This is a genomic window from Phaeobacter sp. PT47_59, assembly GCF_028890025.1.
Lineage (GTDB): Bacteria > Pseudomonadota > Alphaproteobacteria > Rhodobacterales > Rhodobacteraceae > Phycobacter.
The window spans coordinates 38,325-53,778 of the sequence record NZ_JARCJL010000001.1; the positions used below are offsets into that span (position 1 = coordinate 38,325).

The window sequence follows — 15,454 nt, forward strand, 5'->3', positions numbered from 1 at the left end:
ACTGGCCTCAGGCAAACAGCTCGTGGGCCAGTTCCAATGCGTCGATCAGCGTGTCGACCTCTTCCTTGGTGTTGTAGAGGCCAAAGGACGCCCGGCAGGTTGCGGCCACACCAAGATGATCCATCAACGGGGCGGCACAGTGCTGACCGGCCCGCACCGCGACGCCTTTCTTGTCAAGAATGGTCGAAATATCATGGGCATGGGCGGCACTGTTCATGGTGAAGCTGAAGATCGCCGCACGATCCGGGGCGTGACCTTGAATGTTGAGCCAATTCAACCCCTTGAAACGCTCCATCGCATATTGGCACAGGCTGCGCTCATGCGCGGCGATATTCTCCATGCCGATATCCATCATGTATTCCAGCGCCACGCCAAGACCGATGGTCTGCACGATCCCCGGCGTTCCGGCTTCGAATTTCATCGGCGGATCATTGTAGATCACCGTGTCGCGCGTGACTTCCTTGATCATGTCACCGCCACCAATGAAGGGGCGCATCTCGGCCATGCGTTCAGGTTTGATATAGATCGCGCCCGATCCCGAGGGGCCATATAGCTTGTGGCCGGTAATGGCGTAGAAATCGCAGCCAATATCCTGCACATCCACCGGCATATGCACCGCACCTTGCGAGCCATCCACCAGCACCGGCACCCCCTTGGCATGCGCCCCCCTGGTGATTGCCTTTACATCAACAATCGTCCCCAGAACATTGGAACATTGGGTGACTGCAACCAGCTTGGTCTTGGGACCGATGGCATCGATCACCGCCTGCGGATCAAGGCTGCCATCGGGCGCCGTCTCCACCCATTTCAGCACCGCCCCCTGCCGTTCGCGCAGGAAATGCCAGGGTACGATATTGGCGTGGTGCTCCATCACCGAGAGCACGATTTCGTCCCCCGGTTCGAACCGCGGCATGGCCCAGCTATAGGCCACCAGGTTGATCCCCTCGGTGGTGCCCGAATTCAGGACAATCGTGTCTTCGTCGCCCGCGTTCAGAAACCGCGCGATCACGCCCCGCACAGATTCATATTTCTCGGTCGCAAGGTTCGAAAGGTAGTGCAACCCCCTGTGAACATTTGCATATTCCTCGGAATAGGCACGCGTGATGGCGTCAATCACCACCGCAGGCTTTTGCGCCGAAGCGCCATTGTCCAGATAGGTCAGCGGCTTGCCGTTCACCTGCCGCGACAGGATCGGGAATTCGGAGCGGATCTTTTCGACATCATACATATGCGGGCAGTCCCAGGTTTTCCGGGCCAAAGAGACCCAAAACAAATGTCAGTGTAAAGAGGGCCAGAAGGCTTGCCATCAAAAGCACCCCAAAGGCTCGCCAAAGTGAGTTGAAACGATGTGCGGCGTTCACGAAATGGAGCAGCACAAAAAACAGGTACAGGTTCACAACAAGGCTGAACAGGCCGCCCAGCCCCGGTGACAGGATCGTGACCAGGATCAAGCCCGCCTGAATGCCGACGCGCACGATCTGCAACCAGATCATCACAGCCAGGACATCGGCAAAGGCACCCTTCCCGCCAATGAACCGCCCGCAAACCGTAACGGCAACGGACACGCCCAGGATAAGCCCCGCCGACAGCGCCACATAGGTCACCGAAGACAGGCGCATCATCGCGAATTCCGGCGGCAAGGGAAACAGCACGGTCATCAGCCCGTAAGCGAGCGCATTCAGAACCGCTGCCAGGAAAAGTCCGGTCCAGATCGCCTCTCGCGGCCAGGCGCGCGACAGCAACAGATGCGCGGCCTGGGCCGGGCTGCGCAGTGTCAACAGGCCAAGGCTTAGCACGCTGTTCATATGCGCGCCCAGTAGGCCGCGACCATGCCGGACAACCAGAACCACAGGACAACCGCAAGCCAGACAATCCCGACACTGGTGAGCGCAGGACCCGGACCGATGAAACCGGCCACCAATCCGTGCAACAGCAACAGCGGGCTGGAGGCCAGAAGCGTCCAGAACAGGACCAGCCGCGCCCGGTAGGACTCTCCGGTGCCGCCAAACAGCCGCGCAAGCAGGTGTGTGCCCCAGGACAGCACATATAGCGCCAGCGGCGCGATGAAGATCAGCCCCAAAAGCGCACCACCCAGCAGCATGTTCAGCTCCTGGCCAGTCAGATGCGCCTCACGCGACAGGCGCGGCATCTGCGCGATAAAGGCGATCGCACAGCCGAACATCAGGAAGGCCAGCAGACGATCCTCGCGCGGCCCCATGGACAGGAGCCGCGCAATCACCCGGCGCGGCCCCCTGTAGGTCGCCACGATATCGGTGGTCACCGCCATCAGCGACGCCGGGCCAGCCAGCCTTCAAGGCGCGTGACGATGGCGGCAGCGATCTCTTCATCCTCGATCTCTTCCACCGCTTCAGCAAGGAAGGCCAGGGTCAGAAGATCGGTCGCATCGCCTTCCGGCACCCCGCGCGAGCGCAGGTAGAACAGCGCATCCTCGTCGATCGCACCGGAGGTGGAGCCATGCGAGCAGGCGACGTCATCAGCGTAGATTTCCAGTTCCGGCTTGGCCAGGAACTGGCTGTCATCGTCCAGCAGCAGAGACTGGGAAATCTGATATCCGTCCGTCTTTTGCGCGCCTTCCTTCACCAGGATCTTGCCCTGGAAAACGCCGGTGGCGCCATTGCGCAGCACCTTCTTGAAGACCTGACGACTTTCGCAGTTCACCGCATCATGGGTGACAAAGACCGTATCATCATGGTGGAAGTCACCATCGCCAGCACAGGCGCCCGCGATATGGGCAATCGCATCATCGCCGGTCAGCTCGATCACGGCCTCGTTGCGAGTCAGAACCCCATTCACCGTCAGGGTGAAGCTTTTGAACTCGGACTCTGTGCCAAGGCGCGCAAACAGATGCGTCGCCGCGCGGCGCTCATGATCCCGCCCCTGCGCCCGCACCAGATGCAGCTTGCCGGTGTCGGCAATGTCGATCTCCATGCATTTGTTGAAGCGCGACGCCGCAGGACCGTTTTCCAGAATGGTGGCCTCCGCCCCTGCGTCCACACGGATCACATGGTGCAGAATGGCATCCGAGCCTTCATCGGAATGACGGTAGATCATGTTGATCGGCTTCGACGGTTTGCCGGTCACATGGATCGCCAGCCCATCCTGGGCAAAAGCGGTGTTGAGTGCCGCCAGCGGACGCGCCACGGGGGACTGACCGCGCGCTTCAAGAACGCCATACAAGTCCTTGGCCCAATGGATGTCCTTGTCGCAGATATCGGCGATCCGCTCGATGGAAACCCCTTCAAGCGCCAGATCGTCGGACTCTTCGGGCGAAAAGACACCATCGACAAAAACCACCTTCAGACGGTCGAACTCGTCGAACATCGGTGCTTCGTCGGTGTCAAAGATCGCAGCCTTCGGGGCCTCAACCTGGGTCAGGGTATCGGGGCGGGTGTATTTCCAATACTCGTCCCGCCGCCCCGGCAGGCCCAGGGTCTGCACGCGCGACAGGGCCGCCCGGCGCGCATCCTCAAGACAGCCGCCCGTGGGCAGGGTCAGCGCGGCCAGCCGCGCGTCGGTCGCGGTTTGCTTTACCTCCGGAAGCGCCATTTACGCCACCTCGGCCAGGATGTCGGCATAGCCGTTGTTTTCCACCTCAAGCGCCAGCTCGGGGCCGCCGGTTTTCACGATGCGGCCATTGGCCATGATGTGCACCACGTCCGGTTTGATGTGGTCCAGCAGGCGCTGGTAGTGGGTGATCACCAGGAAACCGCGGCCTTCGTCGCGCAGGGCGTTGACGCCTTCGGCCACCAGTTTCATCGCATCCACGTCCAGGCCCGAGTCGGTCTCGTCCAGGATGCACATCTTCGGCTCCAGCATCGCCATCTGCAGGATTTCGTTGCGCTTTTTCTCGCCGCCCGAGAAGCCGACGTTCACGGGGCGCTTCAGCATGTCGGCGTCGATCTTCAGGGTCTTGGCCTTAGCGCGCACCACTTTCAGGAAGTCAGCGGCCGACAGTTCCTCTTCGCCACGGGCCTTGCGCTGCGCGTTCACGGCGGTGCGCAGGAAGGTCATATTGCCGACGCCGGGGATTTCCACCGGGTATTGGAAGGCGAGGAACATGCCAGCGGCGGCGCGCTCTTCCGGCTCCAGATCCAAGAGATCCTCACCATCCAGCGTCGCGGTGCCATCGGTCACCTCATAGCCGTCCTTGCCGGACAGAACATAGGAGAGGGTCGATTTGCCCGACCCGTTCGGCCCCATGATCGCATGCACCTTGCCGGCCTCAACCGTCAGATCCACACCTTTGAGGATCTGCTTGTCCTCTTCTTCAAGTTTCACGTGCAGGTTTTTGATTTCCAGCATGATTTCCTCGTTTCAATCTTATTGGGACAGCCTGTGTCCCGTTGTTCCAAGCCGGGCGATCCCGGAAAATTCATATCCTTGCCGGGTGCCTCCACTGGCTGTGGAGGCACCCGGCATCAGTCAGGCGATTAGCCCACGGAGCCTTCAAGCGAGATCGCAACCAGCTGCTGCGCTTCCATGGCGAATTCCATTGGCAGGGCCTGCAGCACGTCCTTGCAGAAACCATTCACCACCAGGGCAACCGCCTCTTCCTCGTCCATGCCGCGCTGGCGGCAGTAGAACAGCTGATCGTCGTCCACCTTGGATGTGGTCGCCTCATGCTCAACCCGCGAGGAATTGTTCTTCACTTCGATGTAAGGCACCGTGTGGGCGCCGCATTTGTCACCGATCAGCAGGCTGTCACATTGGGTGTAGTTGCGCGAATTCTTGGCCTTGGGGTGCATCGACACCAGGCCGCGATAGGTGTTCTGCGCCTTGCCGGCCGAGATCCCCTTGGAGACGATCCGCGACTTTGTGTTCTTGCCCAGGTGCACCATCTTGGTGCCGGTGTCGGCCTGCTGCATGTTGTTGGCGATGGCGATCGAGTAGAACTCGCCCTGGCTTTCCTCGCCGCGCAGGATGCAGGACGGGTATTTCCAGGTTACGGCAGAGCCTGTTTCAACCTGGGTCCACATCACCTTGGCGCGGTCACCACGACAATCGGCGCGTTTGGTAACGAAGTTATAGATGCCGCCCTTGCCTTCCTCATCGCCCGGATACCAGTTTTGCACGGTGGAGTATTTCACCTCCGCGTCTTCTTCGATGATGATTTCGACCACGGCGGCATGCAGCTGCGCGACATCGCGCTGCGGAGCCGTACAGCCCTCCAAGTAGCTGACGTAGCTTCCTTTATCGGCAATGATCAGGGTGCGTTCGAACTGGCCGGTGTTCTCCGCATTGATGCGGAAATAGGTGCTGAGCTCCATCGGGCAGCGCACGCCGGGCGGCACGTAGACAAAGGAGCCGTCAGAGAACACGGCGGAGTTCAGCGTGGCATAGAAGTTGTCGGAGACCGGCACAACCGAGCCCAGGTATTTCTTCACGAGTTCGGGGTGTTCGCGGATTGCTTCAGAGATGGAACAGAAGATGACGCCTGCTTCCTGCAGTTCCTTCTGGAAGGTGGTGCCGACGGAAACGGAGTCGAAGACCGCATCCACGGCCACCTTGCGGCCTTCGACGGGGGCGTTCTCAGCACCCTCGACGCCTGCCAGAATCATCTGCTCTTTCAGGGGGATACCCAGCTTCTCGTATGTCGCCAGCAGCTTGGGGTCGACCTCATCCAGGGATTTCGGCTTCACCTCCATCGATTTGGGGCGGGCATAGTAATACTGATCCTGGAAGTCGATCTTGGGATAGCTGACCATGGCCCAGTTGGGCTCTTCCATCTGCTGCCAGCGTTCGAATGCGGCCAGACGCCATTCGGTCATCCATTCCGGCTCTTCGTTCTTTTCCGAGATCAGCCGAACGATATCCGGGTTCACGCCCTTGGGGGCATATTCCATCTCGATATCGGTTTCCCAGCCGTATTTATATGTACTGACCTCCGCCACCGCATCCACGGTTTCCTGGTCAACACCTTCCTTGACTTGGGTCTGGTCCAAAGCGGCCATGATCTTCTCCTGCAGTCACGCCGCGCGGGCGCGATGTTTCTCGTGTTTTTGCAGCCACGCCTCGGCAAAGCGCAGCACATCGTCTTCGGTTGTCTCCAGCCCCAGCGACACGCGAATGGCGCCCTGGGCGGTTGTCTCGTCATATCCCATTGCGGTCAGCACCGCGCTGGCGCGCACCTTGCCGCTGGAACAGGCGCTGCCTGCACTGATGGCAAATCCAGCCAGATCCATCTGCATCACCTGCGTTTCGCCCTTCCAGCCCGGCGTGGCAAAACAAGAGGTATTGGGCAGGCGGTTCGCGTCCTTCCCGACAAAAATAGTTTCCGGAGCGCCGGCTGCAAGCGCATTTTCTAGAATATTTCTAAGTTCTGCGACCCGGTCCCATTTTCCATCCGCCAAATCCCGCTGCGCCGCCGTGGCCGCCGCCGCGAATCCGGCAATGCCAATGACATTTTCGGTGCCGGAGCGGCGGCCCATTTCCTGCCCGCCGCCCTTGATCTGCGCCGCCAGATCGGTGCCGCGCTTCAGAACGACCGCCCCGCAGCCCTTGGGGCCACCCAGCTTATGCGCCGAGATCAGCGCCATTTCGGCGCCCAGCCAGTTGAAGGCCACCGGCAGCTTGCCAAATCCCTGCGTCGCATCGGTCACTGCCAGCCCCTCTGGCAGGCTTTGCACCACGCCGGTTTCGGAATTGGCCAGTTGCAGGGTTGTTTGCCCAGGCTCAGAAACCGCTACCTCCCCATCGGCCGAAACCGAAAGATCTTCTTTAATCCAAGCCCTTACCGCATCATGCTCAACCGCAGCGCCATGCAGGTCGCGCCCCGCCAACGCAAGCGAGGCCCCCTCGGTCGAGCCGGAGGTAAAAACGATATCGGCGCCATCGGCCCCAAAGGCTTCGGCGATCTGTGCCCGGCTGCGTTCGATCAGGGATTTTGCCGCGCGCCCCTCTGCATGGACAGAGGACGGATTGCCACAAAGATCCATCGCCGCGATCATCGCCTCCCGCGCCTCGGCGCGCAGCGGAGTGGTCGCGTTATGATCCAGATAAACCCGTTTCATAGACTCATGTTTTCCCATCGATCACTAGAAATACCCGCTGCAGCCCGTGGCCGTGCACCTGGGCAGGGCGTCACGCCTCTGCCCGCTGGTCCCCTTCGGCGTCCACCACCGCAAACAGATTCGGCACCGCCGGACAGGGCGCCAGCTCGTTTGCGATCACATCCGACAGCCGCGTCTGATGCAGGAATACATAGACCTGCGCGCTGAGGCTCTGCCACAGGCGATTGGTCAGCGATTGCGCCCTTGAGCCCGAGGCGGCACCGGAAGCGCCTGCCCCCTTGTGCATGGCATCCACGGTCTCATCCACCGCCGACAGCACATCGACCACCCGGATTTCCGAGGTCGGCTTGGCCAGGCGATAGCCCCCACCCGGCCCGCGCACCGAAGACACCAGCTCGGCCCGGCGCAGTTTGACAAACAGCTGTTCAAGATAGGGAAGCGAGATATCCTGACGTTTGGAAATATCGCTCAGCACCACCAGCGAACCCTCTGGCTGCAAGGCAATATCCGCTAGGGCCACCATGGCGTATCGCCCCTTGGTCGATAGCTTCATCTTCTTTTACCCCAATTGGCCGTGAAAACGGCGAAAACATTGACCTTGACAGCTGCAACGCATATCTGGGCTGGACAGCGCGCGTGGCACAGGCCACCGCAGCAATTAGAACAGTTCTAAGGTGCCCAAGGGATTTCGTCAAGTTTCCCGATCCGGCTCCCACGGAATAAGAGTAGGAACGAACCGCACATGCCCGAGGTCATTTTTCCCGGACCCGAAGGCCGCCTGGAAGGCCGCTATCACCCGCAGAAAGAAAAAGACGCCCCGATCGCGATCGTCCTTCATCCTCATCCGCAGTTCGGCGGCACGATGAACAACAAGGTTGTCTATAACCTGCACTACGCCTTTTACAACATGGGCTTTACCGTTTTGCGGTTCAACTTCCGTGGGGTCGGCCGCAGCCAGGGCGAATATGATCAGGGTGTCGGAGAGCTGTCGGATGCGGCCTCGGCGCTGGATTACCTGCAGTCGATGAACAACAACTCCAAGCATTGCTGGGTCGCGGGCTTTTCCTTTGGCGCCTGGATCGGCATGCAGCTGCTGATGCGGCGTCCGGAAATCACCGGCTTCATCTCGGTGGCGCCGCCTGCCAACATGTATGATTTCTCCTTCCTGGCGCCCTGCCCCTCTTCGGGGCTGATCATCAACGGCACCGCCGACCGCGTGGCACCGCCCGCCGATACGGTCAACCTGGTGAACAAGCTGCATGAACAAAAGGGCATCACCATCACCCATACCGAGGTGGAAGGTGCGGATCACTTCTTCCAGGAACCGCATATGGACACGCTGATCGGCAATGTGAACGACTACGTCAAGCGCCGCCTGACCGAGAACACCCGCTGATGAGCACGATCGAGACGCTGGCGCAGAAACTGGCCATCGACACCCTCAAGATCCAGGATGCGATCGACGAGGACAGGCTTTATGTCGAAGTCGGTCAGGTGCTGGGTGCAGCGTCTCAATCGCTGGAAGAGGCCTATCTGACAGAGGTGCGCGTGCGCCTGGCAGAACGCAAGGCGCGCGATTTCCTGAACCAGAAGATCGCGGCCCTCCAGGCGGAGGCCGAAGCCCGGCACTCCACAACGGGCGGCGGTCAGTGACCGCACGGCTGGACGCCCAGTTCGCCTTTCTGCGCGAGGCCGAAAAGCTGCGCCGGATCGAACGGCAAAACCTGATCCTGGATGGAACGCGCCCGGAGAATTCAGCCGAACACAGTTGGCACCTGGCGCTCTATGCCTTGACCCTGGCGCCGCTTGCCGATCCGGCCGTGAATGTCGACCGGGTCATCCAGATGCTTCTGCTGCACGATCTGGTCGAGATCGATGTCGGCGACCACCCGATTGCAGGTGATGTCGACTGGAAAGCCGTCACGGCAGCCGAAGACACCGCAGCCAGACGGCTGTTTGCCCTGTTGCCAAGCGATCAGGGCACCGCGCTACTTGACCTGTGGCGGGAGTTCGAGGCCGGCGAAACACTTGATGCCCGCTTTGCCAAACATCTGGACCATTGCCAGCCGATCTTTCAGACGCTGCACTGTCGGCAGGTGCCGGAGTTCCACCTCGACATTGTCCGCGACAACCTGGAAACCGGCCGCGCGACCGGCTTGAAGACGGGATTTCCGAAAGCCTACCACCATGCCCAGAGCCTGCTGGGACAGGCCGGGAGCGAGAGTTGCCCGAGCTTCACGCAGAGGCTTGGGTTCCTGAACGAAGCGGATGCGCTCAAGCAGGTGCTGCGGGCATCGCGGCTGGGCGATGGCAGCCGCCGGGAGAACTCCGCCGAACACAGTTGGCATATCATGCTGCACGGCTGGATCCTGGCCGAACATGCCTCGCATGATATCGATCTGTCGCGGGTCATGCGCATGCTGCTCCTGCATGATCTCGTGGAAATCGACGCAGGCGACACGCCCATTCATGGCACGCAGGATCCTGCCACCCTTGCCGCGCTGGCCGACCGGGAAGCCGCTGCCGCCCGGCGTCTGTTTCACCTGCTGCCGCAACCGCAAGCCGGGGACTTCCACGCCCTGTGGACGGAGTTCGAAGAGGCCGCCAGCCCGGATGCCATCTTTGCCAAGTCCATCGACCGCGTGCAGCCGCTGTTTCTGAACCTGTTGAACGGCGGGGGCACCTGGGTGGAATATGACGTGAACTTCGGCCAGCTTGAACAGCGTGTGGGCGTCAAGATTGCGCGCGGTGCCGCCGATGTCTGGACCCATGTGCGCGGCCACGTCCTGCCCTGGTTTGAAACCGCCGGGCGCATCTGAGCCCCCCACCCCGAACACCGAACCCGGCCCAAACGAAAAGAGGCGCCGCCTGTCGCGCCGCCTCTGCCGGAGAAGTCAAGTCTCGCTTCGGGTCCGGATCACCCCGCCAGCCGGAGATGGTCGCCATCCTCATGGCCGAATCCGTCGGAAGAGCCCTGACCGTCCAGCTGGAACTGAGACAGGGTACCTGCCAATTCGCGCGCCTTGCTGTCCATGGTCATGCTCATGGCGGTCATTTCCTCGACCATCGCCGCATTGGTCTGGGTCGCCCCATCCAGCGTGCTGAGCGCGGTTGCCATTTCCGACAGGGCCGAGGCCTGATCGGCGGAGGTTCCGGAGATTTCCTCGATCAGCTTGCTGGTCTCGGAAACCTGCGCCACGATGTCCTGCAGCGCGCCACCGGCACGGTTCACCAGCTGCGATCCCTCTTTCACCTGCACCGCGCTGGTGCCGATCAGGGACTTCACCTCGTTGGCCGCATCCGCAGTGCGCTGCGCCAGCGCGCGCACCTCGGCGGCCACCACGGCAAAACCACGACCGCTTTCACCGGCCCGGGCCGCTTCGACCCCGGCGTTCAGCGCCAAGAGGTTGGTCTGGAACGAGATGTCCTCGATGACGTTGATGATGGTCGAAATCTCGTTGGAGGATTTCTCGATATGGCCCATCGCCTCCACTGCGGCGCTCATCAGATCGCCATTTTCAACCGCGCCGTTGTAGGCACCACGGGCGTTCTCGGCAGCCTTGTTGGAATCGGTTGCGCTTTTCTTCACGGATTCGCTCAATTCCTGCAGGGCCGAGGTGGTTTCCGTCAGGGTTGCAGCCTGGGATTCGGTCCGTGCCGACAGGCTTTGCACCGCTTCCGAAACCGACTGTGCGTTTTCGCGGAACTCTCTGGAGATCGACATGGCGGTGCCCAGACCTGCATTCAGGCTATCGGCAAGCGCGTTGAAATTCGTGCGCATCGTTTCGTATTCCTGCGGGAAGTCGCTGGTGATGCGGCTGCTGAGGTTGCCCGAGGCCATGGTCTGCAGGCTGGTGTCGAACACATGCACGATCGTTTCGGTATCCCGCTTGCTGCGCATGGCTTCTTCCTGCGCCTCTTCGGCCTTGGCCGCCTCTTGCTGCAGCGCCTCTTGCTGCGCTACGAGCGCCAGATCCGCCTGTTTGCGCTGATAGATGCTGAGAAGCAGGATGCCCGCCTCGACCAGCACGATCACCGCATGCATCACGGTCCGCGACAGGCTCTCGATCACACCACCGCCGGGATAGACCAGGCTGGGCATCAACAGGCTGAAAGACAGGTGATGCACCGCGATCAAAGCGGTGGCGAACAGCACCGCCCCCATGTTGTGCAGCGTGGCGACAACCGCCAGCAAGGCAAAGAACAGCATATGGCTGTCCAGCTGCCATGGATGGCCGCTGAAGGCCGTCGTGAACAGCACGCTGTGCCCGATCAGGCAGAAGGCGATGATGTAATCCCGAGAGCTCTCCGGAAGCTGCTTGGAGGCAAAGGAGAGCACCCCAAGAACCGCGCTCAGCGCCGCAATCATCCACCAGGACACCGCCCCATCGACAAAATATGCCACCAACGCCGGAACCGGCACCAGAGCCATACTGGTCAATCGTTGAAATTGTCGCCCGGCCCCTTCAATGATGGTGGGACCATCGGATCTTGACAGTTTATCTTTCAATGTCCGCATGCCACTGCGTCCTCTCGCTTTACACAACTATCCCGCGCAGATCTGCGCGATCATCTTTCCATCCAGCACCAACCAGGCGCCATTTGATTTCAGCCGCAGCGCATCTGCGGTATCATTCAGGACTGTCAGCGCGCCAAAAGGTGCCCGTTCCGGGGATATCTCCCGCAATCCGCTGCGGGAAATGACCTCTGCGGCCGCGACGGTCCAAGGGGGAGAAATCACCAGAACTGGTTCTCCGACCCGCAGGTCCTGGGGACTAGCCAGAACCAGGAGCGGCGATAGCCCGACCGCAACAAACGCGATCATTCCAAAAAACACCTGACGCATGACCGACCCTTTCAATGGTGTCATACGTCATGAGCTGTTCATATTCGGTTACCGATTTCGCTAAACTTGTACGCAGGCGAAGAAAAACCACTTGGCGCAGAGACGACCGCCACGCATTTCGCCTGTTGTCGGCGATCGCCACAGGTATTTCACCGGGCCTTGGGCCCGGGCGTTTTCATTTCGCGCTGGTCGATGCCTTGCTACTCGGCTAGGCAAACATCACGAGATATTCCACGTCATCCCTTTGCAACCCGGAGGCTCAGAATGCAGCTTCACTATATCTACCTGATCGTTGCCGTCGCTGCAGAGACCATTGGCACCACGGCGCTGCAGGCCAGCCAGCAGTTCAGCCGGTTGGTGCCCTCGCTCATCGTGCTGGTGGCCTATGGGTTTTCCTTTTACATGCTGGGTCTTACCCTCAAGGTCATGCCGGTCGGTATCGTCTATGCGATCTGGTCGGGCCTTGGCATCGTGCTTATCGCGGTGATTGGCCTCGTGGTCTTCGGGCAAAGACTGGATCTGCCCGCCATTCTGGGCATGGCGCTGATCCTGATCGGCATTATGGTCATTCATCTTTACTCGAAATCCTCCGGCCACTGAGCCCCCCCAAATGCAGGGGGGCGCTGCATTGCAGCGCCGATTGCACCGGGGAGGCCGATTTTTGCTGGCCTTCCTGCCAGTATCGGGCTAAGCGCTGCGCAACTTCCTTACAAAGGCTGACGTCATGGACCTGCGCAACATTGCGATCATTGCACACGTGGACCACGGGAAAACGACCCTGGTGGACGAGCTGCTCAAACAATCCGGCGCCTTCCGCGAAAACCAGGCTGTGGCGGAACGCGCCATGGACAGCAACGATCTGGAACGCGAACGGGGCATCACCATCTTTGCCAAACCGACCTCGGTCGAATGGAAAGGCACCCGGATCAATATCGTCGACACCCCCGGCCACGCCGATTTCGGCGGCGAGGTAGAGCGGATCCTGTCGATGGTCGACGGTGTTGTCCTGCTGGTGGATGCCGCCGAAGGCCCGATGCCGCAGACCAAATTCGTGACCTCCAAGGCGCTGGCCCTGGGTCTGCGCCCCATCGTGGTGCTGAACAAGGTGGACAAGCCCGACGCCGAGCCTGACCGCGCGCTGGACGAATGTTTCGACCTCTTTGCCTCGCTGGATGCGACCGAGGATCAGCTCGACTTCCCGCATATGTATGCCTCGGGCCGCAATGGCTGGGCCGACGCCGAACTGGACGGTCCCCGCAAGGATCTGCACGCGCTGTTCAATCTGATCGTGAACCACGTGCCCGAGCCTGCCCAGATCAAGCGTCAGGGCGAAGATTTCCGCATGCTGGCCACCACCCTAGGCTCTGACCCCTTCGTCGGGCGCCTGCTGACCGGCCGCGTCGAATCCGGCACCTTGAAGGTGGGCGCCACCGTGCAGGCGCTGACCCGCGTGGGCCAGAAGATCGAACAATTCCGCGTCACCCGCATCCAGGCCTTCCGTGGCCTGGCCCAGCAGGACATCGACGAAGCCCAGGCGGGCGACATCGTTTCCATCGCGGGCATGGCCAAGGCCACCGTGGCCGATACCATCTGTGCCCTCGCCGTGGATGAGCCGCTGGATGCCCAGCCCATCGATCCGCCGACCATCACCGTGACCTTCGGCATCAACGACAGCCCGCTGGCAGGCCGTGACGGCAAGAAGGTGCAGTCGCGCGTGATCCGTGACCGGTTGATGAAAGAGGCCGAAAGCAACGTCGCCATCAAGATCGCCGACACTCCCGGCGGTGAGGCCTTCGAGGTCTCGGGCCGTGGCGAACTACAGATGGGCGTGTTGATCGAGAACATGCGCCGCGAAGGGTTCGAGCTGTCGATCTCCCGCCCGCAGGTGATCATGCGCGAAGAAGACGGCCAGAAGATGGAGCCCATCGAGGAAGCCACCATCGATGTGGATGACGAATACTCTGGCGCCGTGATCGAGAAACTGACCGGTGCCCGCAAGGGTGAGCTGGTCGAGATGAAACCGGCCGGTGCCGGCAAGACCCGGATCATAGCCCATGTGCCCTCGCGCGGGCTCATCGGCTATCACGGCGAATTCCTGACCGACACCCGCGGTACCGGCGTGCTGAACCGCGTCTTCCACGGCTGGGCGCCGCACAAGGGTCCGATCCCGGGCCGCCGCGCCGGTGTTCTGATCTCGATGGAGAACGGCCAATCCGTGGCCTACGCCCTGTGGAACCTCGAAGATCGCGGCAAGATGTTCATCGGCGCCCAGGTCGATGTCTATACCGGCATGATCATCGGTGAGCATTCCCGCGACAACGACCTGGAAGTGAACCCGCTGAAGGGCAAGAAGCTGACCAACGTGCGTGCCTCCGGCACCGACGAAGCCGTGCGCCTAACCACGCCGGTGACGCTGTCGCTGGAAGAAGCCATCGCCTATATCAACGACGACGAGCTGGTGGAAGTGACGCCGAACTCGATCCGCCTGCGCAAGCGCTACCTCGACCCGCACGAGCGCAAGCGGATGTCGAAGGCCAATGGCTGATCCTGACAGATCATCACATTCACGAGGCCGCCCCCTGGGGCGGCCTTTTTCTATTGCCCATCCATGTTAGGGTCTCCTTCAAACGAAAGGAGACACGGCATGCGCAAGATCCAGGTCCAGGGCGTTCATCACATCACGCTGACCGGTGCCGACAGGCAGACATCCATCGATTTCTGGGAAGGGCTTTTGGGCATGCCCTTTGTGTTTGACCAGCCTAATCTGGACAACCCGGACGAAGGCCACCTTTACTTCGATCCGGGCGACGGGCGGCTGATCACCGTCTTCACCAATGAGACCCGCATCCCCGACCGGCGCCGCACGCCCACAGAACCCGGCTGCGTGCATCACCTGGCCTTCAACGTCAGCAAGGCGACCTTTTCCCAGATCGAAAACCGCCTGACGGAACGTGGGATCGGTCATTCCGGCAACAAGGACCGGGGCTTCATGGATTCGATTTATTTCAAGGATCCGATGGGGCTGCTGATCGAGCTGGCCTGCTACAAGTTCGAACCGCCCGTGGGCTGCACCCATGCGGATGTGATGATCGAAGCCCACAAACTGCGCGTCGCGCGCGGCGACTACAACATCCAGGAGGTCCATCTGGCGGACGCGATCGAGCTGCTGGTGGAGCGGCGTCAAAACAGCCTGTCGGAAGACAGAAGCCCCCGCAACCCATACTGATCAAAAGAAAAAGAGCGCGAGGCTGCCCCCGCGCTCTTTTATCTGCATCTTGTGACCGGCGCGTTACTCGGAGGTCTCAACCACCATCAGCTCGCGCTCGGAGGCGCCACGGGCGTGATCCAGCGCCTCCTGGTATTCAGGGCTGTTGTAGCAGTCCACGGCAGCCTCAACGCTGGGGAATTTCGCGACCACGTTGCGCGGGCGTTCCTTGCCTTCCAGCTGCACGAACTTGCCGCCACGGGCGATGAACTCGCCGCCGTGTTTGGCGATCGCAGGCCCCGCCAGTTCAGCGTATTTGCCATAGGCCTCCGCATCGGTGACCGTGACGTGAGCAATCCAGAGTGCGCCCAT

17 protein-coding genes are annotated in these 15,454 nt (G+C 61.0%); 6 read left to right on the forward strand and 11 right to left on the reverse strand.

Annotated elements, in window-relative coordinates; genetic code table 11:
- Positions 1 to 7: 7 nt before the first annotated feature.
- From PXK01_RS00175 to PXK01_RS00210, 8 genes are all read right to left on the reverse strand, one after another.
- A complete protein-coding gene (locus PXK01_RS00175) occupies positions 8 to 1,228 on the reverse strand; it encodes a cysteine desulfurase (RefSeq protein ID WP_274858381.1) in 1,221 nt (406 codons plus the stop codon).
- Entirely contained in the window at positions 1,221 to 1,805 is a 585-nt protein-coding gene (locus PXK01_RS00180) for a YIP1 family protein (RefSeq protein ID WP_274858382.1), read from the reverse strand. The genes PXK01_RS00175 and PXK01_RS00180 overlap by 8 nt, the downstream gene beginning before the upstream one ends.
- Complete coding sequence (locus PXK01_RS00185) at positions 1,802 to 2,287, reverse strand: YIP1 family protein (protein ID WP_274858383.1); 486 nt, start codon at positions 2,285 to 2,287, stop codon at positions 1,802 to 1,804. Before PXK01_RS00185 ends, PXK01_RS00180 begins: the two co-directional genes overlap by 4 nt.
- Positions 2,287 to 3,567 carry a SufB/SufD family protein gene (locus PXK01_RS00190; protein WP_274858384.1) on the reverse strand — a complete coding sequence of 427 codons (1,281 nt, stop codon included), beginning with the start codon at positions 3,565 to 3,567 and terminating at the stop codon, positions 2,287 to 2,289. The genes PXK01_RS00185 and PXK01_RS00190 overlap by 1 nt, the downstream gene beginning before the upstream one ends.
- Positions 3,568 to 4,323 (reverse strand): Fe-S cluster assembly ATPase SufC, encoded by a 756-nt coding sequence (gene sufC / locus PXK01_RS00195; RefSeq protein WP_274846840.1) that lies wholly within the window; start codon positions 4,321 to 4,323, stop codon positions 3,568 to 3,570.
- 128 nt (positions 4,324 to 4,451) lie between these two features.
- On the reverse strand, positions 4,452 to 5,972 hold the full coding sequence (gene sufB, locus PXK01_RS00200) for a Fe-S cluster assembly protein SufB (protein WP_274846839.1): 1,521 nt from the start codon (positions 5,970 to 5,972) through the stop codon (positions 4,452 to 4,454).
- A gap of 15 nt (positions 5,973 to 5,987) precedes the next feature.
- Positions 5,988 to 7,031 carry a cysteine desulfurase family protein gene (locus PXK01_RS00205; RefSeq protein WP_274858385.1) on the reverse strand — a complete coding sequence of 348 codons (1,044 nt, stop codon included), beginning with the start codon at positions 7,029 to 7,031 and terminating at the stop codon, positions 5,988 to 5,990.
- A gap of 70 nt (positions 7,032 to 7,101) precedes the next feature.
- Positions 7,102 to 7,584, reverse strand: a complete 483-nt coding sequence (locus tag PXK01_RS00210; protein ID WP_274846837.1) for an Rrf2 family transcriptional regulator — start codon at positions 7,582 to 7,584, stop codon at positions 7,102 to 7,104.
- A gap of 189 nt (positions 7,585 to 7,773) precedes the next feature.
- Between PXK01_RS00210 and PXK01_RS00215 the strand changes: the two genes are divergently transcribed.
- Genes PXK01_RS00215 through PXK01_RS00225 form a run of 3 tightly spaced genes read left to right on the forward strand, consistent with a single transcriptional unit; the run spans position 7,774 to position 9,850 of the window.
- Positions 7,774 to 8,427, forward strand: coding sequence for an alpha/beta hydrolase (locus PXK01_RS00215; RefSeq protein WP_274846836.1), 654 nt, complete (start codon positions 7,774 to 7,776; stop codon positions 8,425 to 8,427).
- Positions 8,427 to 8,684 (forward strand): hypothetical protein, encoded by a 258-nt coding sequence (locus PXK01_RS00220; protein ID WP_274846835.1) that lies wholly within the window; start codon positions 8,427 to 8,429, stop codon positions 8,682 to 8,684. The genes PXK01_RS00215 and PXK01_RS00220 overlap by 1 nt, the downstream gene beginning before the upstream one ends.
- Complete coding sequence (locus PXK01_RS00225; protein ID WP_274858387.1) at positions 8,681 to 9,850, forward strand: HD domain-containing protein; 1,170 nt, start codon at positions 8,681 to 8,683, stop codon at positions 9,848 to 9,850. Before PXK01_RS00220 ends, PXK01_RS00225 begins: the two co-directional genes overlap by 4 nt.
- A gap of 98 nt (positions 9,851 to 9,948) precedes the next feature.
- On the opposite strand, the gene PXK01_RS00230 is transcribed toward PXK01_RS00225, so the two are convergent.
- Both PXK01_RS00230 and PXK01_RS00235 read right to left on the reverse strand, forming a co-directional pair.
- On the reverse strand, positions 9,949 to 11,463 hold the full coding sequence (locus PXK01_RS00230) for a methyl-accepting chemotaxis protein (protein WP_274858388.1): 1,515 nt from the start codon (positions 11,461 to 11,463) through the stop codon (positions 9,949 to 9,951).
- Between the two features lie 114 nt (positions 11,464 to 11,577).
- Positions 11,578 to 11,856 carry a hypothetical protein gene (locus PXK01_RS00235; RefSeq protein WP_274858389.1) on the reverse strand — a complete coding sequence of 93 codons (279 nt, stop codon included), beginning with the start codon at positions 11,854 to 11,856 and terminating at the stop codon, positions 11,578 to 11,580.
- Between the two features lie 285 nt (positions 11,857 to 12,141).
- On the opposite strand from PXK01_RS00235, the gene PXK01_RS00240 reads away from it, so the two are divergent.
- The 3 genes from PXK01_RS00240 to PXK01_RS00250 all read left to right on the forward strand — a co-directional run bounded on the left by PXK01_RS00240 (position 12,142) and on the right by PXK01_RS00250 (position 15,103).
- On the forward strand, positions 12,142 to 12,477 hold the full coding sequence (locus PXK01_RS00240; protein WP_274858390.1) for a DMT family transporter: 336 nt from the start codon (positions 12,142 to 12,144) through the stop codon (positions 12,475 to 12,477).
- A gap of 124 nt (positions 12,478 to 12,601) precedes the next feature.
- The gene (gene typA / locus PXK01_RS00245; RefSeq protein ID WP_274846830.1) at positions 12,602 to 14,422 is read left to right on the forward strand and encodes a translational GTPase TypA; all 1,821 of its coding nucleotides are present in this window, start codon (positions 12,602 to 12,604) and stop codon (positions 14,420 to 14,422) included.
- 99 nt (positions 14,423 to 14,521) lie between these two features.
- A complete protein-coding gene (locus PXK01_RS00250) occupies positions 14,522 to 15,103 on the forward strand; it encodes a VOC family protein (protein ID WP_274858391.1) in 582 nt (193 codons plus the stop codon).
- Positions 15,104 to 15,166: 63 nt separating this feature from the next.
- Here PXK01_RS00250 and PXK01_RS00255 read toward each other — a convergent pair whose 3' ends face one another.
- The gene (locus tag PXK01_RS00255; RefSeq protein WP_274846828.1) at positions 15,167 to 15,454 is read right to left on the reverse strand and encodes a DUF1330 domain-containing protein; all 288 of its coding nucleotides are present in this window, start codon (positions 15,452 to 15,454) and stop codon (positions 15,167 to 15,169) included.